The organism is Marinobacter vulgaris (assembly GCF_003344045.1).
GTDB classification, from domain to species: Bacteria; Pseudomonadota; Gammaproteobacteria; order Pseudomonadales; family Oleiphilaceae; genus Marinobacter; species Marinobacter vulgaris.
On the sequence record NZ_QFWX01000006.1, the window covers coordinates 289,568 to 309,840 of the forward strand.

Annotated in this window: 19 protein-coding genes; 10 read left to right on the plus strand and 9 right to left on the minus strand. The window is 59.4% G+C overall.

Annotation, left to right across the window (positions count from 1 at the left end; all coding sequences use genetic code 11):
- Positions 1 to 10: 10 nt before the first annotated feature.
- Entirely contained in the window at positions 11 to 799 is a 789-nt protein-coding gene (locus DIT71_RS14810; RefSeq protein WP_227538149.1) for a ComF family protein, read from the minus strand.
- 121 nt (positions 800 to 920) lie between these two features.
- On the opposite strand from DIT71_RS14810, the gene bioB reads away from it, so the two are divergent.
- The 9 genes from bioB to DIT71_RS14855 all read left to right on the plus strand — a co-directional run bounded on the left by bioB (position 921) and on the right by DIT71_RS14855 (position 10,556).
- Complete coding sequence (gene bioB / locus DIT71_RS14815; RefSeq protein WP_114614090.1) at positions 921 to 1,946, plus strand: biotin synthase BioB; 1,026 nt, start codon at positions 921 to 923, stop codon at positions 1,944 to 1,946.
- Positions 1,947 to 1,973: 27 nt separating this feature from the next.
- Entirely contained in the window at positions 1,974 to 3,152 is a 1,179-nt protein-coding gene (gene bioF / locus DIT71_RS14820; protein ID WP_114613989.1) for an 8-amino-7-oxononanoate synthase, read from the plus strand.
- Positions 3,149 to 3,901, plus strand: coding sequence for an alpha/beta fold hydrolase (locus DIT71_RS14825; RefSeq protein ID WP_114613990.1), 753 nt, complete (start codon positions 3,149 to 3,151; stop codon positions 3,899 to 3,901). The genes bioF and DIT71_RS14825 overlap by 4 nt, the downstream gene beginning before the upstream one ends.
- Complete coding sequence (locus DIT71_RS14830) at positions 3,889 to 4,737, plus strand: methyltransferase domain-containing protein (protein ID WP_114613991.1); 849 nt, start codon at positions 3,889 to 3,891, stop codon at positions 4,735 to 4,737. The genes DIT71_RS14825 and DIT71_RS14830 overlap by 13 nt, the downstream gene beginning before the upstream one ends.
- A 19-nt stretch (positions 4,738 to 4,756) precedes the next feature.
- Positions 4,757 to 5,449, plus strand: a complete 693-nt coding sequence (gene bioD, locus DIT71_RS14835) for a dethiobiotin synthase (protein ID WP_114613992.1) — start codon at positions 4,757 to 4,759, stop codon at positions 5,447 to 5,449.
- A 51-nt stretch (positions 5,450 to 5,500) separates the two neighbouring features.
- A complete protein-coding gene (locus tag DIT71_RS14840) occupies positions 5,501 to 5,746 on the plus strand; it encodes a flagellar basal body rod C-terminal domain-containing protein (RefSeq protein WP_114613993.1) in 246 nt (81 codons plus the stop codon).
- 54 nt (positions 5,747 to 5,800) lie between these two features.
- A complete protein-coding gene (locus DIT71_RS14845; RefSeq protein ID WP_114613994.1) occupies positions 5,801 to 6,505 on the plus strand; it encodes a putative metalloprotease CJM1_0395 family protein in 705 nt (234 codons plus the stop codon).
- Between the two features lie 239 nt (positions 6,506 to 6,744).
- On the plus strand, positions 6,745 to 8,544 hold the full coding sequence (locus tag DIT71_RS14850; RefSeq protein WP_114613995.1) for an acyl-CoA dehydrogenase C-terminal domain-containing protein: 1,800 nt from the start codon (positions 6,745 to 6,747) through the stop codon (positions 8,542 to 8,544).
- Positions 8,545 to 8,765: 221 nt separating this feature from the next.
- Complete coding sequence (locus tag DIT71_RS14855) at positions 8,766 to 10,556, plus strand: acyl-CoA dehydrogenase C-terminal domain-containing protein (protein WP_114613996.1); 1,791 nt, start codon at positions 8,766 to 8,768, stop codon at positions 10,554 to 10,556.
- Positions 10,557 to 10,655: 99 nt separating this feature from the next.
- Here DIT71_RS14855 and DIT71_RS14860 read toward each other — a convergent pair whose 3' ends face one another.
- The 4 genes from DIT71_RS14860 to leuS form a co-directional block, all read right to left on the minus strand.
- A complete protein-coding gene (locus tag DIT71_RS14860) occupies positions 10,656 to 10,919 on the minus strand; it encodes a hypothetical protein (RefSeq protein WP_114613997.1) in 264 nt (87 codons plus the stop codon).
- Between the two features lie 99 nt (positions 10,920 to 11,018).
- Complete coding sequence (gene holA / locus DIT71_RS14865) at positions 11,019 to 12,026, minus strand: DNA polymerase III subunit delta (protein ID WP_114613998.1); 1,008 nt, start codon at positions 12,024 to 12,026, stop codon at positions 11,019 to 11,021.
- Positions 12,023 to 12,598, minus strand: a complete 576-nt coding sequence (locus DIT71_RS14870; protein ID WP_114613999.1) for an LPS-assembly lipoprotein LptE — start codon at positions 12,596 to 12,598, stop codon at positions 12,023 to 12,025. The genes holA and DIT71_RS14870 overlap by 4 nt, the downstream gene beginning before the upstream one ends.
- Before the next feature lies 1 nt (position 12,599).
- Positions 12,600 to 15,185 carry a leucine--tRNA ligase gene (leuS, locus tag DIT71_RS14875; protein ID WP_114614091.1) on the minus strand — a complete coding sequence of 862 codons (2,586 nt, stop codon included), beginning with the start codon at positions 15,183 to 15,185 and terminating at the stop codon, positions 12,600 to 12,602.
- Between the two features lie 315 nt (positions 15,186 to 15,500).
- Between leuS and DIT71_RS14880 the strand changes: the two genes are divergently transcribed.
- Positions 15,501 to 16,055 carry a zinc ribbon-containing protein gene (locus tag DIT71_RS14880; RefSeq protein WP_114614000.1) on the plus strand — a complete coding sequence of 185 codons (555 nt, stop codon included), beginning with the start codon at positions 15,501 to 15,503 and terminating at the stop codon, positions 16,053 to 16,055.
- 222 nt (positions 16,056 to 16,277) lie between these two features.
- Here the strand turns inward: DIT71_RS14880 and lnt are convergent, their stop codons facing one another.
- The 4 genes from lnt to DIT71_RS14900 are packed head-to-tail and all read right to left on the minus strand — an operon-like array spanning position 16,278 to position 20,119.
- Positions 16,278 to 17,828, minus strand: a complete 1,551-nt coding sequence (gene lnt, locus DIT71_RS14885) for an apolipoprotein N-acyltransferase (protein WP_114614001.1) — start codon at positions 17,826 to 17,828, stop codon at positions 16,278 to 16,280.
- Positions 17,818 to 18,669, minus strand: a complete 852-nt coding sequence (locus DIT71_RS14890; protein WP_114614002.1) for an HlyC/CorC family transporter — start codon at positions 18,667 to 18,669, stop codon at positions 17,818 to 17,820. Before DIT71_RS14890 ends, lnt begins: the two co-directional genes overlap by 11 nt.
- Complete coding sequence (gene ybeY, locus DIT71_RS14895; RefSeq protein WP_114614003.1) at positions 18,666 to 19,139, minus strand: rRNA maturation RNase YbeY; 474 nt, start codon at positions 19,137 to 19,139, stop codon at positions 18,666 to 18,668. Before ybeY ends, DIT71_RS14890 begins: the two co-directional genes overlap by 4 nt.
- Positions 19,136 to 20,119: a PhoH family protein gene (locus tag DIT71_RS14900; protein WP_114614004.1), complete on the minus strand. Its 984-nt coding sequence runs from the start codon at positions 20,117 to 20,119 to the stop codon at positions 19,136 to 19,138. The genes ybeY and DIT71_RS14900 overlap by 4 nt, the downstream gene beginning before the upstream one ends.
- Positions 20,120 to 20,273 lie beyond the last annotated feature (154 nt).

The window sequence follows — 20,273 nt, forward strand, 5'->3', positions numbered from 1 at the left end:
GTCCTGCCGCTCATCCGGGCGTTCTTGCCAGCGCCCAGATCTGAACGTCTGTTGCGCCGGCGCCCAGCAGCACTTCAGCGAGACTTCGTGCGGTGGCGCCGGTGGTCACGACATCATCCACAATGGCGATTCGCGGCGGCGGTGTTCCGGTGACATCGTAAATGCCCCGCAGGTTGGCCAGCCGTTGTTCCCGGTTCAGACCACGCTGGGGGTGGGTGTGTCGGTTCCTTGTGACCAGCTCCGTGGTCCAGGGTATGCCTGATCGTTTGCTGATCTGTTCGGCAATATCCGCGGCCTGATTGAACCCCCGCTTGCGACGCCGGGCCGGGTGCATCGGGCTGGCCAGCAGCAGATCCGGCCGCAATTCCGGCGTGGTGTCCAGGGTTGCGATCAGGTGGTCTGCAAGGTCGTTGATAAGGGGGCGGGCAAACGCGCGCTGGCCGTTGTATTTGTAGCGCTGGATCATGCCGTCGACCGGGAAACGATAACGCCATGGGGCAATCACCCGGCTGAACGGAGGCGGGGCCTGGAGGCACTGGCCACAGAGCGTTTCGTTGCCGGCAAATGCCAGGGGCAGGGCGCAGCAACGGCAGTGCCAGCGATTGACGGGCAGGTCCTGACGGCAGGGATTGCAGAGTCCGTAGCGGGCATCAGGTGCCAGGCAGGCAACACAGTGGCCGCCTCCGGCAGGAAGCAGGTCGCGAATACCCTGCAATGCGGTTTGAATCCGTTCTTTGCTGTTAACCTTTGGTGTTAACAAGGTTGACAGCAATCTCAGTCCCTTTATCATCTGTTTCATCCGTAAACCAGAATCCCGGTAAAGTTAACAGGACTGAATCATGACTGCCACCTCGCTCTCCACTGAACTCTCCAGTGCACCCTCCAGCGTACCTTCCAGCCTGCCCCGTCACGACTGGACCATGCAGGAAGCCCGCGCCCTGTTCGAACTGCCGTTCAACGACCTGGTGTTCCGTGCCCAGAGCGTCCATCGCGAACACTTCGATCCCAATGAGGTGCAGATCAGCACACTGCTTTCCATCAAGACCGGTGCCTGCCCGGAGGACTGCAAATACTGTCCCCAGAGCGGCCACTACAACACCGGTCTGGAAAAGGAAAAGCTGCTGGAAATCGAAAAGGTGGTTGCCGAAGCCAAAGCCGCCAAGGCAAAAGGCGCGTCCCGTTTCTGTATGGGCGCAGCCTGGCGCAGTCCTTCGAAGAAGGACATGGGGTATGTGGTGGACATGGTACGCGAGGTGAAATCCCTGGGTCTGGAAACCTGTATGACCCTTGGCATGCTGCAACAGGAGCAGGCCGATGAACTGGCTGAAGCCGGGCTGGATTACTACAACCACAACCTGGACACCTCCGAGAAATACTACAGCCACATCATCACCACCCGCACCTACCAGGATCGTCTGGACACCCTGGAGAACGTTCGCAACGCGGGCATGAAAGTCTGCTGCGGTGGCATTGTGGGTATGGGTGAAGACCCGGATGACCGGGTCGGCCTGCTGGTGCAGCTGGCGAATCTGCCACATCATCCGGAGAGTGTGCCGGTCAACATGCTGGTGAAGGTGCCGGGTACACCCATGGAAGACGTGGAAGACCTGGATCCGTTTGACTTTGTCCGCACCATTGCGGTTGCCCGCATCATGATGCCGGCCTCCCACGTGCGCCTGTCCGCCGGTCGCGAGAACATGAACGAGCAGATGCAGTCCCTGTGCTTCCTGGCGGGTGCCAACTCCATTTTTTATGGTGAAAAGCTGCTGACTACTGCGAACCCGGAAGCCGATGCCGACCGTGAACTGTTCGATCGCCTGGGTATTCGCCCGGAATTGCGCGAACAGAACTGTACTGAACAGGAAGCGGAAGAAGCCATCACCGGGGCGGTGGAATATGAGCAGACCCGCCACATGTTCTACGATGCCACCCGCGAATCCGCATAAACAGGTAACCGTCGGTGAGAGCTGATCATGCGTGATTTTGCGGCCGAGCTTGAAAACCGGAAGCAGGCGGGGCTTTACCGTACCCGCCGGGTGATCAGCGGGCCCCAGCAGCCGGAACTGGTGTCCGATGGCGTGCCGCTGCTGTCTTTCTGCAGTAATGACTATCTCGGGTTGGCCAGCCACCCGGATATTGTTCGTGCCGTTAACGATGCCATGCCCCACACGGGCCTCGGTGGGGCGGCGTCCCACCTGATCTGTGGCCACCACGATGGCCACCACCAGTTGGAGGCCCGGCTGGCGGCATTTACCGGTCGCAGCGCTGCGCTTTTCTTCTCCACCGGCTATATGGCCAATATGGGTGTGATTTCCGCACTGGCCGGCCGTGGCGATACCGTTTTCTCGGACCGCCTCAACCACGCCTCCATTATTGACGGCTGCATCCTCAGTCGTGCCAGGGTGAGGCGCTATCCCCACAGCGACATGGGGGCTCTGGCGGATATGCTGGCAGTCACTGGCGGACACAAACTGGTGGTAACAGACGGCGTGTTCAGCATGGACGGCGACATCGCGCCTTTGAAGGAACTCGCTGACCTGTGCCGGGTACACGATGCGCTTCTGGTTGTGGATGATGCCCATGGCGTGGGCGTGCTTGGCCCCCAGGGTCGGGGCAGCGTTGCCGAGCTGGGGTTGTCGGAAAAGGATGTACCGGTGCTGATCGGAACACTCGGTAAAGCTGTCGGCACCAGCGGCGCGTTCGTTGCCGGTCCGGCATTGCTGATGGACTACCTGGTGCAGAAGGCACGGACCTATATCTACACCACCGCCATGCCCCCGGCGATTGCATTGGCGACCTGTGCCAGCCTCGATCTGATTGAGCGGGAAAACAGTCGCCGCAGCCATCTGCAGTCGCTGATTGAACACTTTCGCCGTGAGGCTACTGCGCTGGGCTATGAACTGATGCCGTCCCGCACCCCGATTCAGCCGATCATGGTTGGCGACAACTGGACAGCCCTTGCGCTGAGCAAGGCACTGGAACAGAAGGGCCTGCTGGTAACTGCCATCAGGCCGCCCACGGTACCGGAGGGTGAGGCGCGCTTGCGGGTGACCTTCAGCGCGGCCCATTCGACAGCGGATCTGGAAAAACTGCTCACGGCTCTTGCTGAGTGTCGCCCGATGTTAAAACGGGCTTCTGCCGAGGCCGTATGACGCAGACCGCTTATCAGACCCCTCTGGTTGTGGTTGGAGGCTGGGGCGTTGATGCCGCCATGCTGTTACCGCTGTTTGACGGCTGGCCGGGTGAAATTCACCTGGTGTCACTGACCGATACGCTAATGACCCGGTGCGAATCAGTCGCCGAAGTTGCGGATTACCTGCTGGATCATTACCCATGTCCGTCGGTGTGGGCGGGCTGGTCCCAAGGTGCGCAGGTAGCCATGGCTGCGGCGGCACAAAGTGATTTGCAGGAGGCCAGGGTGATTACCCTTGCGGGCTTTCCCAGGTTTACGGCGGGCCCGGATTGGCCGGTTGGTATGTCGGCTGAAAGCTTCAATACCTTCAGAGACGCCATTGCCAGCGAAACCGGCCCGGCCTGGCGCCATTTCCAGCAACTGTTGATTCATGGTTGTGAAGATTATCTCAAGGCCCGCAAGGAGCTTCAGCCCTGGCTGAAACAGGGGGCTTCGGTAACGTCAGCGAGTCTGATCCGGGGTCTTGAGTGGCTGGAAAGGGAAGACCAGCGGGGCTTGTGGCAGGAGCTGCCGGTGCCTGCGCTGCACCTTCAGGCGGAACAGGACGCCGTTGTCCGGTCTTGGGCCGGGTCCTTCGCGCCGGCCCGGAGCGCCAATGTGATCACCGTGCCCGGAATGACCCACTGGCCCCGGGGGCAGGCGGTTGCGCGCTGTCGTGAGGAGATTCATCGGTTCGCTTTCAGTACGGGGGATTCATGGCAGATCTGACGGTGCCCACAAATCCGGCGACAGCGTCCTCGCGCGGTGCTGCCAAAACCGCTGTTGCGAGGGATTTCGGGGCGGCCTCAAAAACCTACAATCCGGCAGCACGTTTACAGCGTTACATGGGCCAGGTCATGCTCGACCAGTTGTCGGAGCAGGGCTGCCTCCGGGAGGCCGGTGGTGGCTGCCGGATCCTGGACCTGGGATGTGGCACCGGTTGGTTTACCGGACAGCTCGCGGAGTTGGCTGGCGGTGCCGGGCGTTCCGTGACCGGAGCAGACCTGTCGCCGGGCATGCTGGGGTATGCCCGTGCCACTGGAGCCCCGGCTATTCGCTGGCTGGTCGCAGATGCCGAATCCCTGCCGCTCGGGGACAACAGCCTGGATGTGGTTTTCAGCAACCTGATGATCCAGTGGTGCGATGACACGGCCGGCGTGTTGGCCGAGTGTCGTCGGATACTGCGCCCCGGCGGGCAACTGTGTATATCAACCTTGCTGGACGGCACACTGGATGAGTTGCGTGGCGCCTGGCACCAGGCTGACCCGGGCCATGAGCATGTTAACCGCTTCGAAAGCGGGGATGGCTTTCGCCGGCAGGCTCTTGAAGTGCTGCCGGCGCCGCGCATTGCTACCGAATCCATTGTCCTGGATTATCCGTCGCCAATGGCCCTGCTGGCAGAGCTGAAAGCCATCGGGGCCGGTTTCAAGGGCTCGTCCCGTCGCCGCAACGCAACAGCGCCGGGACGTTTACGGGCCATGTGCCAGCATTACCCGAAAGGAAGTGATGGCCGGGTCTACGCAACTTACAAGGCAGCATGGCTGACCTGCCGCCTGCCGGACTGATATCGGAGTTACCGCGGCCATGGCCAGAAAAAGCTATTTTGTGACAGGAACCGACACCGGCGTGGGCAAAACCATGGTCTCTGCGGCCATCCTTGAGGCGGCGGCGTCTCTGGGCAAGCGCACGCTAGCCATGAAGCCGGTTGCCTCCGGGTGTGACGAAACGCCGGAAGGTCTGCGCAATGAGGATGCGCTGATTCTGATGAAGGCCATGTCCGAGCCATTGGGCTATGACCAGGTTAATCCGATAGCGCTGAAGCCGGCTATCGCCCCACATGTTGCGGCAGCCCAGGCAGGCCGCACTGTCACGGCGCAACGCCTGGTGGGGTTCTGTCGCGGCCTGCAGATGCGCCCGTCGGACCTGTTGCTGGTAGAGGGTGCTGGCGGTTGGCGAGTGCCGCTCAATGACCGGGAAACCTATGCCGCCATGCCGGTGGCGCTGCAAATGCCGGTGATACTGGTTGTTCCCCTGAAGCTCGGGTGCATCAATCACGCCCTGCTGACCGTCGAAGCCATCCGCCGTGACGGGCTGACTGTTGCCGGCTGGGTGGCCAACCGGCCGGGTCCGGAGATCATGACCTGTGAGCAGGAAACCCTGGACTACCTGGTCAACCATCTCGCGGCTCCCTGCATGGGGGTACTGCCATGGCTGGAACATGCCGACCCACAGATTCTGGCGACCAGCCTGAATGTGAATTGTTTGTTTGAAAATTGACCAGAAATGTGGCTTACTTGAGTCAATTAATGGTCATTGGACAAAGCAGTTATGATCAACAATACGCTGGGACTTGGTATTCAGGGCATTCAGAGTGGCATGCAGGGCATGGAGAATGCTGCCCGTCAGATTGCCCGGGGTGGCGCGGATGGCCCTCAGGGCACAGCCGAAGGGGCCGGGGGCCTGGTTGAGCCAATCGTTGATCTCAAACTCTATGAACGCAGCGTTGAGGCTTCTGCCCAGGTGGTGAAGACTGCCGATGAAACCCTTGGCACGTTGCTGGATATCAAGGCCTGAATCCTTCTGGCGGTGGCCTCACCGTCGCCTCTTCCGGTTACCTGAATCGCTGACATGATGATTCCCGGCTCTCTTCCCTCCGTGGCTCCAGTGTATCCCCTCCCGGGCGTCGGGGCCGCCGACCCAGCCCGGCAGACGGGCAGCGAACCTGCCTCTGCTGATTCTGAAAGAGCCCCCACAATCAGAACCATCAGCGACGACAGGAACGCCGGCGATGGTGCGCGCCCGCAACGCTCCGGGTCAGATAATGCATCGGGCCTGCAAGAGGCTGAGCTGCAGGAACTGTCTGACCTGAAAGCACGTGACCGTGAGGTCCGCGCCCATGAGACGGCTCATCAGGCTGCGGGTGGGCAATATGCCGGATCCATTTCCTACGTCTATGAACGTGGCCCCGACGGTGCTCAATACGCAGTCGGCGGCGAAGTATCCATTGACACCTCTCCGGTTCAGGGCGACCCACAGGCGACCATAGAAAAGATGCGGGTGGTCAGGGCCGCGGCACTTGCACCTGCGGAGCCTTCTCCCCAGGATCGGGCTGTTGCGGCCGAGGCCATGCAGCTGATGTTGCAGGCCCAGTCCGAATTATCGTCAGAGCTTGGCGGGCAGAAGGATGTTGCATCGCCCGGAGGCGGCGATGGTAGCGACCAGGCTAACCGGGAATCCCGTAACGCAGCCAGTGCCTACCAGACCGTTGCGGACTTCAACGAAAATAGCGCTGTCAACGAAGTAACCAACTCCCGGTTTATGGCAACCGCCTGATAACCCCAAGCTTTCACAGTGAATTGCCGCTCTCTCGCCCGCCAAACACGGTAAATCCCTCCACAAAACGCAACACAAATTTCGGGCACGGCTATTGACAATTCTGCCCCTCTAAACGTATGTTTCAAACAAGTGTTTTATTCGCGGTGCAGCATAATCGCTGCGCCGCATGAGCAAACCCCGCGGCAAAGTGCTGTGACCGTTTCGCAGCTGTTACCGAAAACCTGAGGTGGAATACCATGCCTGACTACAAAGCGCCCCTGCGTGACATTAAGTTCGTAATGAATGAACTGCTGGACAGCGAGCAGCACTACGCCAATCTGGAAGGCGCCGAAGATGCGACGCCGGATATGGTCGACGCCATTATCGGGGAAGGTGCGAAATTCTGTGAGCAGGTTCTGTCTCCGCTGAACCAGGTGGGCGACAAAGAAGGCTGTACCTGGAGCGAAGACGGTGTGAAAACGCCAACCGGTTTCAAGGAAGCCTACCAGCAGTACGTGGAAGGCGGCTGGCCCTCCATGACAGCGGATCCCAACTACGGCGGCCAGGGCCTGCCGCATTCCCTCGGTCTGGTCATGAGCGAGATGGTGGGCACGTCGAACTGGTCCTGGGGAATGTATCCCGGGCTGAGCCACGGCGCGACCAACACCATCGAAGAGCACGGTACCGAAGAGCAGAAGCAAACCTACCTCACCAAGCTGATCAGTGGCGAGTGGACCGGCACCATGTGTCTGACCGAGCCCCATTGCGGTTCTGACCTGGGCACCCTGCGCACCAAGGCCGAGCCCAATGCCGACGGCACCTACGCCATCACCGGAACCAAGATCTTCATCTCCGCCGGCGAGCACGACATGGCGGAGAATATTGTCCATATCGTACTGGCCCGTCTGCCGGGCGCGCCTGAGGGTACCAAGGGAATTTCCCTGTTTATCGTCCCCAAGCGCTTGCCGAACGAAGACGGTTCCTCCGGAGAGCGTAATGCCGTTTCCTGTGGCTCCATCGAGCACAAGATGGGTATTCACGGCAATGCGACCTGCGTGATGAACTTCGACGGTGCCAGGGGTTGGCTGATCGGGCCGGAGAACAAGGGCCTGAACTGCATGTTCACCTTCATGAACGTTGCCCGCATCGGTACCGCGATTCAGGGGCTGGGTGCGGCGGAGCTGGGTCTCCAGGGCTCGGTAACCTACGCCAAGGACCGTCTCGCCATGCGCTCCCTCAGCGGGGCAAAAAACCCCGAGGGTATTGCAGACCCGATCATCGTTCATCCGGACGTCCGTCGTATGCTGCTGACCCAGAAAGCCATTGCCGAAGGCGCCCGCGCGCTGATCTATATGACCGCGCAACAGGCTGACATTGTTCATAACGGCAAGACCGAGGAAGAGCGCAAGGCCGCAGACGAAGCCCTTGGCTTTCTGACGCCGATTGCCAAGGCCTTCCTGACCGAGATCGGCTATGAAGCAGCCAATCTTGGCATGCAGGTATACGGCGGCCACGGCTTCATCTCCGAGTGGGGCATGGAACAGAACGTTCGTGACGCCCGCATCGGCATGATCTACGAAGGTACCACCGGCATCCAGGCACTGGACCTGCTGGGCCGCAAGGTCCTGATGACCCAGGGCGAGTCACTGAAAGGTTTCACCAAGCAGGTTCACGTTTTCTGCAAGGAAAACGCCGATAACGAGCAGCTCAAGCAATTTATCGAGCCGCTGGCAGCCCTGAACAAGGAATGGGGCGACCTGACCATGAAGATCGGCATGACCGCCATGAAGAACCGGGAAGAGGTGGGCGCCGCCTCTGTGGACTACCTGATGTACTCCGGTTACGCCGTTTTTGCCTACCTCTGGGCCCGTATGGCCAAGGTGGCACAGGACAAGATGGAGGAAGGTACCACCGAGGAAATGTTCTATAACGCCAAGCTGCAGACAGCACGCTTCTACTTCAAGCGCATGCTGCCGCGCGCCAGGGGGCATGCAGAGAGCATGCTGGCCGGTGCCGACAGCCTGATGGACATGCCGGAAGAAGCCTTCGTCCTCTGAGGCGGGTTTCAGGAAACCGAGAAAGCCCGCTCTCCCAGGAGGCGGGCTTTTTTCATGAATTGGCCGCCGGTACCTCATGAGTTGGGGGCGTCATTAGGGTAGAATAGAAACCATAAAAATAACCCGAGCGGACACATAGCCGAGGAAGTGATCAGGGCCGGTGGCTCAAGTGTGTTCACTTCGCAGACTGACTGAATTGTGGAATTGTGGAGAGATTGTAGATGGCCGATTATCAGGCACCTTTACGTGATATGCGCTTCGTTCTGAATGAAGTTTTTGACGCGCCGGCGCTATGGGCATCACTGCCGAAAGTGGCAGAAAATGTCGACCCGGAGACCGCCGATGCCATTCTGGAAGAGGCGGGCAAGATTACCAGCGGTGTTCTCGCTCCCCTGAACCGCGAAGGTGACGAGCAGGGCTGCAAGTGGAACGATGGCGAAGTGTCGACGCCGGACGGCTTCCGTGAGGCCTACCAGACCATCGTTGAAGGCGGCTGGAACGGACTGGGTGGCAATCCGGAATTCGGTGGCATGGGCATGCCGAAAACACTCGTGGCCCAGTTCGAGGAAATGATGCAGGCGGCCAATATGGCCTTTGGCCTTGCCCCGATGCTGACCGCGGGCGCTTGCCTGGCCCTGGACGCCCATGGCAGCCAGGAGCTCAAGGAAAAGTACCTGCCGAACATGTACTCCGGGGTCTGGTCCGGTGCCATGGATCTGACTGAGCCCCACGCCGGTACTGACCTGGGCATCATCCGTACCAAAGCCCAGCCCAACAACGATGGCTCCTACAGCGTGACCGGCACCAAGATCTTTATCACCTGGGGCGAGCACGACATGGCGGAGAACATCATCCACCTGGTGCTGGCCAAGCTGCCGGACGCCCCCAAGGGCCCCAAGGGTATCTCCATGTTCCTGGTGCCCAAGTTCGAAGTGAATGAAGATGGCTCTTTGGGTGCGCGTAACAGCCTGAGCTGTGGCTCTCTCGAGAAAAAGATGGGCATCAAGGGCTCCGCTACCTGTGTGATGAACTTTGATGGCGCCAGGGGTTGGCTGGTCGGCGAGGAGAACAAAGGCCTGGCCGCCATGTTCACCATGATGAACTATGAACGGCTTGGCGTGGGTGTTCAGGGTATTGGCGCTGCGGAAGCGTCCCTTCAGAGTGCCCGGGAATACGCCCTGGAGCGAACCCAGAGCCGCGCGCCTACCGGTGCCCAGCAGCCTGAAAAGGCCGCTGACCCGATTCTGGTTCACCCCGACGTCCGCCGTATGCTGCTGACCATGAAAGGTTACGTGGAAGGCGGTCGTGCTTTCTCGACCTACGTGGCCCAGTGGCTGGATATCTCCAAGTACTCGGACGATGATGAGCGCCGCAAGCACGCCGAAGGCATGGTGGCGTTACTGACGCCGGTTGCAAAAGCCTTCCTGACGGACCGCGGCCTGGATGCCTGTATCATGGGCCAACAGGTTTTTGGTGGCCATGGGTTTATCCGGGAATGGGGTCAGGAGCAGCTGGTTCGTGACTGCCGTATCACCCAGATCTACGAGGGCACCAATGGCATCCAGGCACTGGATCTCATGGGTCGGAAAGTCGTCGGCAGCCAGGGCAGACTGTACGAACTGTTTGCCGAGGACGTGGCCGCCTTCATCGAAGAGAACAGCGGCGACGACAACATGCGCCCCTACCTGGAGCCACTGGCGGCCGCCTTCGAGCGGTTGTCCGACGTGACCGAGCATGTGATCAAGCAGGCCGGTGACAATCCCGATGCTGTTGGCGCGGCTTCGGTTGATTACCTCGACCTGTTCGGTCTGACCGCTTTGGGGTATATGTGGGCGAAAATCGTGAAAGCAGCTGCGCCCAAGGCCGAGGGCGATACCTCCGGCTTCTACACCGGCAAGGTGAAGAGCGCACGCTTCTACTTCGATCGCCTTTTGCCCAAGACAGTGGCGCTGGCAGAAGGGATTCGCAGTGGCAGCGGCTCCATGATGGCGCTGACTGCCGAGGAGTTCTGAGCCTCCTGGCGAAAAATGAAAAGGCAGACTCTCGAGTCTGCCTTTTTACGCATAGCCTTTTGGCGGATATCCCTGGCTATCTGTTAACGGGCTAACACCTTACTTCAGTCGGCTACGGATGTTCTGGTAGCCCGATTTCAGGTCTTCACCAAGCTTGTGGGCAGTCTGGCGTGCTTCTTTTGACGCATCATCGGCGCCATGCAGGATGCCGTCGAGTTTGCCACGAAAACGCTCCCAATCCTTTTCCAGATCATCCCATTCGTCTTTCACGTCTTCCCTGGCCAGATGCATCTGTACGCGAGCCTCGTCACGATACTGCTTTATTTTTTCCGACAGTTGTTTCAGGTCATCCTGGAAACCCATATCACACACCTCCTTTGATGGCTGGAGGCTATACCATGCTACCGAAAGTGAAAAACTGTCAAGTGGAGCGCGCGAGTATTGCGATTGTTTTGATGTGGGTCAGGCGGGCCTGGCCAGCAGGGTGATCATGTCCTGAAGGTAGTGCCAGGGCGGCAGGCTATCAAAGCCTTTGGCGGCGCGATCCGTGGCACTGCACAACTCCAGTGCCGCCATCAGTTGGCGACGGTTCAGGCGTCTGGCTGCCTGCTCGACAGCCCGCGCGCGCTGTGGCTGGAATACCCCCCGTTTTTTCAGGAAACCGGAGGTGTTTTCTCGTTTGGCGGTGGCGATAGCCAGTTCCATGGTCAGGTTCAGATCCCTGGCGAGCACTGTCAGCAGTCCCAATGGATTTTCACCTTCCTGCTGCAATACACCGATGATTTTCCGGGCGTGGGTCGCCCTGCCGGCGAGAAGCTCTGTGACCAGTTCAAATCCGTTAAAGCGGGAACTGTCCTGGACCGCCTGCTCCACGGTTTCTTCATCAATGGTGGTGCCGGACCCCAGCAAAGCCAGGCGATCCAGTTCCTGGCTTGCCGCCAGCAGGTTGCCCTCCAGACGTTCCGCGAGAATGTCGAGGGCGCCGCGGGTGAGGCTGAGGCCGTGGTTGCGGGCCCGTTGTTGCAACCATCCGGGAAACTTGTCTGCATCAATGGGCCATACGGGCACATGAACGCCCTTATTCTGGAGCTCCTTGTACCATTTGCGGCGGGTTTCCGCCCCATCGAGGCGAGTACTGATCAACAGCAGGACGATGTCGTCCGGTGGATTCTGCAACACGCTTTCCATGACCGCGCGGCCGTCGCCAAGCTTGCCCGTGGGCAGGTGTATTTCGATGCGCCGCTTTTCGGCGAACAGTGACAGCGCTCCGAATTCCTCGCCGACCCTGTTCCAGTCCAGTTGCTGGTCCGCGTGAAAGGTAACCCTGTCTTCAAAGCCGGCCGTGCGGGCCGCCTTGCGGATCTGGTCGCAGCATTCCTGAACCAGCAGTGGCTCATCCCCCGATATCAGATAGACGGGGGACAGGCCCTTTTGCAGCAATTGGGGGAGCTGATTTGCCTGTGTCTTCATGGAGCGGGTTCAGTATCTTCGCCGCGGGCCTCTTCTGCATCCCGTCGCATGCGTTGAATGCGAGCCTCATCGATCGGTGCCAGGCGGAAGATAATCTGCTGAGCCAGGCGATCGTAGAGCTTTTGCTGCAAATCGTCCTCTTCCCGTTGCTTGGCAAGCACATTGGACTCGTCGTAACGATAGGTTTCACTGCTGTTGAGATTGGCCGGTTCAATCAGCGGGATGTTATCGGCGGTAAGCACTTCCACATCGACGGTGTGTGTCAATGTGTATTCGGCGGCAGCGGCGCGCTGGGTTATCGCGCTGGCGCGGCGCTGCTGACGGAAATTACTGATTTTAAGAGCAAAGTCCGCCTCTGCGGCGGGCTTCAGCTCAATCCGGCCCAGCTCCAGTTGCTCCCGAACCCCGTCACACAGTTGCTGGGGAACGTTATCAGTGCAGGCCACGGCCAATGGCTGTAAAGCCGATGACACCGGCGGGGCTCCCCGCAGCTGGAAGCCACACCCTGCAATCAGCAGGGACAGGGCTACTGCCGCCGTGGAACGAATCAGGAAGCCGGCCGACGGTGTCATATCAGTTGGCCACCACGTTAACGAGTTTGCCCGGTACCACAATAACCTTGCGAACGGTCTTGCCTTCGGTGAAGCGCACGACATTTTCGTTTTCCAGGGCGAGGGCTTCCAGGGCATCTTTTTCAATATTTGCCGGGACCTCGGCCTTGGCCCGGACCTTGCCGTTTACCTGCAGCACGATCTGGATCTCGCTGCGAACCATGGCGTCCTTGTCGGCGGTGGGCCAGGAGGCGTCCACAACCGGCTCGGCATGCCCCAGTGCGTGCCACAGCTGGTGGCAGATATGTGGAGCGATGGGTGACAGCATCAACACGGCGGTATCCAGGGCTTCCTGGCGCACGGCCCGGCTTTGCGGCTCGTCGTCCCCGAGCTTGCCGACCTCGTTCAGCAGTTCCATCACGGCTGCAATCGAGGTATTGAACGTCAGCCGTCGGCTGATGTCGTCACTAACCTTGGCGATGGTTTCATGGGTCTTGCGGCGAAGGTTACGCTGGCCCTCATTGAGGACGGCGCTATCCAAAGACGGAACCGTGGGATTCGCGGTATGCTCGCTCACCATGCGCCACAGGCGTTTGAGGAAACGGTGTGCACCCTCTACGCCGCTGTCGGACCATTCCAGGGATTGCTCGGGCGGTGCGGCAAACATCATGAACAGGCGAACCGTGTCAGCCCCGTGCTCGTCAATGATGGCCTGGGGGTCAATGCCATTGTTCTTGGATTTGGACATCTTGGTCACACCACCGGAAACTACCGGCTGCCCGTCATCCTTGTGAACGGCACGGACCACCTGGCCCTTCTCGTCTTTTTCGGTTATTACATCCGCGGGGGAAATCCAGACCTTGCCGCCGTTGTCGTCTTCGCGGTAGTAGGTCTCAGCCAGCACCATACCCTGGCAAAGCAGACGGTTGAAGGGCTCGGAACTGTTCACCAGCCCCACGTCCCGCAGCAGTTTGTGAAAGAACCGCGCGTACAGCAGGTGCAGAATGGCGTGCTCGATGCCACCGATGTACTGGTCCACCGGCAGCCAGTAGTTGGCTGCATCCGGATCAAGCATGCCTTTATCGTAGTTGGGGCTGCAGAAACGGGCGTAATACCAGGACGACTCCATGAAGGTGTCGAAGGTATCGGTTTCCAGGGTAGCGGGCTGGCCCTCGTAACTGGTTTTGGCCCACTCCGGATCGGCCTTGAGAGGCGACTGAACGCCGTCCATGGTGACATCCTCAGGCAGGATAACCGGCAGCTGGTCGTCAGGTACCGGGCGTTCGGTGCCGTCTTCCAGAGTCATCATCGGAATCGGGGCACCCCAGTAACGCTGGCGAGAGACCCCCCAGTCGCGGAGACGGTAGTTGACCGTGCGTTTGCCGATGCCGTTCTCTTCCAGATAGTCGGCGATGGCGTCAAAGGCCTCCGCGCTGGTCAGGCCGTTGTATTTGCCGGACAGCACCAGAATGCCTTTCTCGGTGAACGCTTCTTCCTGGGTGTCGATTTCGCGATTATCAACGGGCGCGATCACCTGCTTGATGGGCAGGCGGTACTTGATGGCGAATTCATGGTCCCGGTCGTCGTGAGCGGGCACCGCCATCAGTGCACCGGTGCCGTATTCCATCAGCACGAAATTGGCGACGTACACCGGAATCTCTTCCTGGGTCAGCGGATGAATGGCCTTGTAACCGGTATCAATCCCCTTTTTCTCCATGGTCGCCATATCGGCTTCGGCAACCTTGCTGTTGCGGCACTGGTCCACAAATTCAGCCACTTCCCGATAACGCTCGGACGCCGCCCTGGCAATAGGGTGCTCCGCCGCTACCGCCATATAGGTGACGCCCATCAGGGTATCCGGGCGGGTGGTGTAGACATCCAGCACATCGTCACGGCCCTTGAGCGGGAAGGTCAGCTCGGTGCCGGTGGATTTGCCAATCCAGTTACGCTGCATGGTCTTGACCTGCTCGGGCCAGTCCTCCAGCTGATCAAGATCGTTCAGCAGTTCCTCGGCGTAGTCGGTGATGCGGATAAACCACTGGGGGATTTTCTTCTGTTCCACCAGGGCACCAGAGCGCCAGCCGCGACCATCAACCACCTGTTCGTTGGCCAGCACGGTCTGGTCGATGGGGTCCCAGTTAACGGTGGACATTTTTTTGTAAACCAGGCCTTTTTCGTACAGGCGGGCGAAGAACCACTGTTCCCAGCGATAGTAGTCCGGTTTGCAGGTGGCCAGCTCCCGGTTCCAGTCGTAACCGAAGCCCAGCTGTTTGAGCTGGTTTTTCATGTAGGCAATATTGGCGTGTGTCCACTTCGCCGGCGCGGTCTTGTTGGCAATGGCGGCATTTTCAGCGGGCAGGCCAAAGGCATCCCAGCCCATGGGCTGCATCACGTTTTTGCCCTGCATGCGCTGGTAGCGGGAGATCACGTCGCCGATGGTGTAGTTGCGTACGTGTCCCATGTGCAGTTTGCCGCTGGGGTAGGGGAACATGGACAGGCAATAATATTTGGGCTTGCCCGGTTCTTCCTTTACCGTGAAGGTGTTATTTTCTTCCCAGTAGGTGCGGGCTTGCTGTTCAACATCGCGGGGATTGTATTGCTGGTCCATTCCTGCCATTACCAAAGTTACCCTGTATCAAAAAGATGTGCGAAGCGGCCGGACATTCTAACGCACACAAGGCTTAACAGGTAGTCTGCCAATTTGCTCACACTGTGCCATGCTCAGTGGTGAAGGCGGGCAGGTGGGGCTGGCCGCCAAGACTCGTGGAGCAAGTTGCCAAACCAGTTCTATATAGGGGAGAGTGGGTATGGCAGATCAGGGATGTCAAAAACAGGGATGTTTTTGTCAAGCGTACACGGACGTATTCACAGCGTGCCCTGGTCTGCCATACCCACTCTTCCCGTACACCATTAGGGAGCAGCCATGACCGAACCAGAACGCAATCACCTCTCAGGCAAGGCCCTTGAGGCTTACGACCGCATGCTGGAACGAGTACAGTCCCGGCTCAGTGAGATGGAGGACACTACCCGCGATACCCTGGAAGAAGAAATCCAGCGGGCGGTGGAATTTGAATACGAACTGAAAGAAATGACCCGAGAGGAGGCGGACCTGCTGGGTGCCTACCTGCAGCGCGATCTGGAGCACCTGCTGCACTTTGTGGAGGAAACCGGCGAAGGCCTGAAAGAGTGGTTGCAACTGGACATCTCCCTGCTGGAGCACCAGTTGGCGGATATGCTGTTCTCAGTGGCAGACAAGACCAAGGTCGACACCCTCGAGCTGAGCCAGAAACTCGAGAAACACGCCCCCAGCCAGTACATCAGCGGCGAAGTGGCGACAGCGGGCATGTTTAAATGCCTCAACTGCGGTCATATGCGCTGCCTGACAGCCACAAATCACCTGGAACCCTGCGAAGCCTGCGGCTCCCACTATTACGAGCGCGTCACCAGCCGTTGGCCCCGTAAGCCGGAACAGGAGTAGGTGGGATAGCTCGGCGTAGGTCGGATCAGACGAAGTCGTAATCCGACCTGCGGGAGATCATTACGGAGCCGGAACGGACATGGGGTGGGGCACTCTTTTCTGCCAGAAAAAGGTGTCCGAGCGCAGCGAGTTCTTTTTCCAAAGAAAAGAGTGCCCCGCCCCGTGTCCAGGCACCCAGCAGGCAGGCTACCCGTTTACCCCGGGCCTAGAAGGTCAACGAAATCAGTTCTTCGGAATCACCCGCACCCGCACAAACACGATGAGAATGGCCGCCAGCGTCAGCACCGGCCAGGAGCTGGACTGCATGTAGGGCGTATTACCCTCCGCGGCGTAGACCTCACCCGTGAGCACAGCGCGTTCAAACTGGGGGATGGTTTCTGTGATCTGACCCTTGTGGTCGATGATCGCGGTGACACCATTATTGGTGCCCCGCAGCATGTAACGACCGGTTTCCAGCGCTCGCATGCGGGCAATCTGCAAGTGCTGCAGTGGGCCGATGGAATCGCCGAACCAGCCATCATTGCTGATCGTCAGTAACAGGCCGCTGTTACGGGCGTTGCTGGCGACGAAGTTCGGGTAGGCCACTTCGTAGCAGATGAACGGCATGACGCTGGTGCCATTGGCGTCCAGTGGCGACTGCTTGGAAGGGCCCCGGCTGAAACTGGACATGGGCAGATCGAAAAAACCGATCAGGCCACGCAGCCACTGTTGTAGTGGTACGTATTCACCAAAGGGCACCAGCTTCTGCTTGTGGTAGATGCCACTGCCATTGCCGATGGCCATGATGCTGTTGTGGAAAGTAAAGTCTTCCACACGGTCGCTGAAGCCATACCAGGGAATGCCGGTGATCAGCGTGCTGTTTTCGCCCAGTTCCTCACCGATGTGATCAATCACTTTTCCGGCCTGGTCCTGGGGAATGGGGATGGCGGTCTCCGGCCACAGGATCAGATCGCTGTCCCAGTGGTCTTCCGTCAGCTCCAGGTAAGCCACGATCTGGTCCCGAAGAAAGTCCGGGTCCCACTTGATCTGTTGGGGGATGTTGCCCTGCATAGCGGCGAAGGTGGTCGGTTCTTCATCGAGAGTGGTCCACTGCACGTTTGAGAGTGCCGGGCCGGTGATCCAGGGCAGCAGGGCCACAACCGCCACGATCGAGGCGCTGGCATAGCGGGTGTTCCTGGCCAGCCACCAACAGGCGATGATCCCGCAGCCGGTGACCGTGATCCAGAACGTGACGCCGTGAACGCCGACCAGGGGGGCAAACCCGCCCAGAGGGCCGTCAACGTGCGCAGTGCCCAGATAGAGCCAGGGGAAGCCGGTCAGCAGCCAGCCGCGGATCCAGTCACCGAGAATCCAGACTGCCGGAAACAGGATCAGCCGTCTGACTGTGCTGTCTTTGGCCAGCTTTCCCCAGGCCCAGAAGGCCAGGCCGGGAACCAGGGCGAGTCCCGCCACGAAGATGGTCGTGAGAATGATGGCCAAAGGCACCGATGTGTTGCCGTGCTCGCTGATGCTGACGTAAACCCAGCTTGCGCCGGTGCCGAACAGCCCGAGACCCACCAGCCAGCCGGCCCGGAACAGTTTTTTCGGGGCCAGTGGCAAACAGCAGAGCAGGATCAGCGCAACGGATACCGGCCCCAGCCACCACCAGTTGAAGGGGGAAAAGGTCAGGGTCTGCATGGCCCCGGCGATCAGAAGAACGACGGCCCGAAGCCACGGTTGTTCTGACAAGGACGACCTCAGCGCTGCGGTTTGTCGAGGCGTGTTACTCGTCATCGACGCGTGTTACCTGCAACAGACGGATGACACGATTGTCGGCATTGGCAATGGTAAACTGCAGCCCGCCAAACTCCACCGACTCGCCCCGTCTGGGCAGATGACCGAATTCCTTGAGCACAACGCCACCGATAGTATCGAACTCCTCCTCGTCCAGCTCGGTGTTGAAGCATTCGTTGAAGTCGTCGACCGGCGTGACCGCCTTGACGGCATAGGTACCATCGCCACGGGCCTTGATGTGGGTTTCTTCATCGAAGTCGTGTTCGTCCTCGATTTCCCCGACAATCTGCTCCAGCACATCCTCGATGGTGATCAGGCCGGCGGTACCCCCGTATTCATCCACCACGATGGCCATGTGATTGCGGGTTTCCTTGAATTCTTTCAGCAACTGGTTCAGGCGCTTGCTTTCCGGCACGAAGGTGGGCGGGCGCAAAATTTCGCGGATGCGGTTCCAGTGGAGGTCGTTGTTCAGGGCCAGTGGTAGCAGGTCTTTGGCGAGCAGCACACCAATGACATCGTCCTGGCTGTCGCCAATGACCGGAAAGCGGCTGTGGGCAGATGAGATGATTTCGCCCAGGAATTCTTTCGGATCCTGAGATGCCTTGACGGTGACCATCTGGGAGCGGGGAATCATAATTTCATCAACCCGCATGTCGATCACCTGCATGGCACCTTCGATGATGCTCATGGCATCGGTATCGATGATGTTCTGGGACTCGGCGTCCCGCAGGATTTCCAGCACGTCCTCGACGGACTCAGGCCCGCTGGAGAAAGCCTGTGATATACGCTCCAGCCAGGACTTGCTGCTGCCCTGACTGCGACTCGACTGATCGTCGTTCATGAGTCTTTTTCCGTTTCCTCTGTTTCGTAAGGATTGCTGAACCCGAGTTGCCCGAGCAACCGGATCTCGAGGGCTTCCATGACCCCGGCATCGTCATCGTCAATATGGTCGTAGCCCTGAAGGTGCAACATACCGTGCACCACCATATGGGCCCAGTGTTCCGTCAGTGTTTTTTTCTGCTCGGCCGCCTCTTTCTCGACAACCGGGGCGCAAATGATCAGATCACCGGCCAACGGAACTGTTATACCGGCTGGCGCCTCAAATGGGAAGGACAGCACATTGGTTGGCCCAGATTTCCCGCGATACTGGTTGTTCAGCTCGGCACTTTCATCACTGGCAACGATACGAATTGTCACCTCTGATGGATCCTCGCCCAGCCATGCTGCCTGTGCCCAGTGCTCAAGGTCGGTGTCCGCCGGTAACCCTGGCGTCTCAACCACCCGCTGTAAATCCACCGTCAGCTCAATCACGCGCCTGTCGCACTCCCATCGTCCAGGGAATCGTAAGCCTCAACAATCCGCTGAACCAGCGGATGGCGCACCACATCCCGGGACTCGAATCGTGTGAAACCGATACCGGACACCTTGCTCAGCACCCCCGCCGCATGGATCAACCCGGAATTCTGGCCCCGCGGGAGATCCACCTGGGTGGTATCGCCGGTAATGACGGCTGTGGAGCCGAATCCGATCCGCGTCAGGAACATCTTCATCTGCTCACGGGTGGTGTTCTGGCTTTCGTCCAGAATGATAAACGAATTGTTCAGGGTGCGGCCGCGCATGAACGCCAGCGGTGCGATTTCAATCACGCTTTTCTCGATCAGTCGGGTGACGTGCTCGAAGCCGAGCATTTCGTAGAGCGCGTCATAAAGGGGGCGAAGGTAGGGGTCCACCTTCTGCGCCAGGTCGCCAGGCAGAAAGCCGAGCTTTTCGCCGGCTTCCACCGCGGGCCGGACCAGCAGGATGCGCTTCACCTGCTCGTCTTTCAGGGCCTCAACCGCACAGGCCACAGCCAGCCAGGTCTTACCGGTACCGGCCGGGCCAATGCCGAAGTTCACATCGTGGGTGCGGATGTTATGCACGTATTTCTGCTGGTTCTCACCGCGGGGCTTGGCCTGCAGCTTGGGAGTCTTGATGACCGTTACCGCGCCGTTGTAAGGCACATCATCCGCCAGTCGTTCGAAGCCGGTCTCGCGGATAAACAGATGGACCATGTCCGGCGAGATATCGTCAGTGGCCTCGGTTTCCCGGTAAAGATGCCGGATAACCTCGGTGGCCGCAGCCACGTGTTCGGTTTCACCCTCCACCCGGAAATGGTGGCCACGGCGGCCAATCTTCACGTTCATGCGTCGTTCGATGTGTTTCAGGTGCTCATCGAACTGGCCGCACAGCGTGGTCAGCCGGTGCTGGTCGACCGGATGCAGGTCAAATTGTCTGTGATCGTTGGCGTTCAAAAGTGCTCCGTTTTAATGACTCCCAGGACTTCAGGGAGTAGGCATTTCATGATTGGTGCTGTCGGACGCTGGCCGGAGGGCCTTTCCAAAAAACGCCCGTAAACCCGTCCATGGGGGCTCGGTCGCGCCATCCCTGGCGCTCCACGTTTTTGGA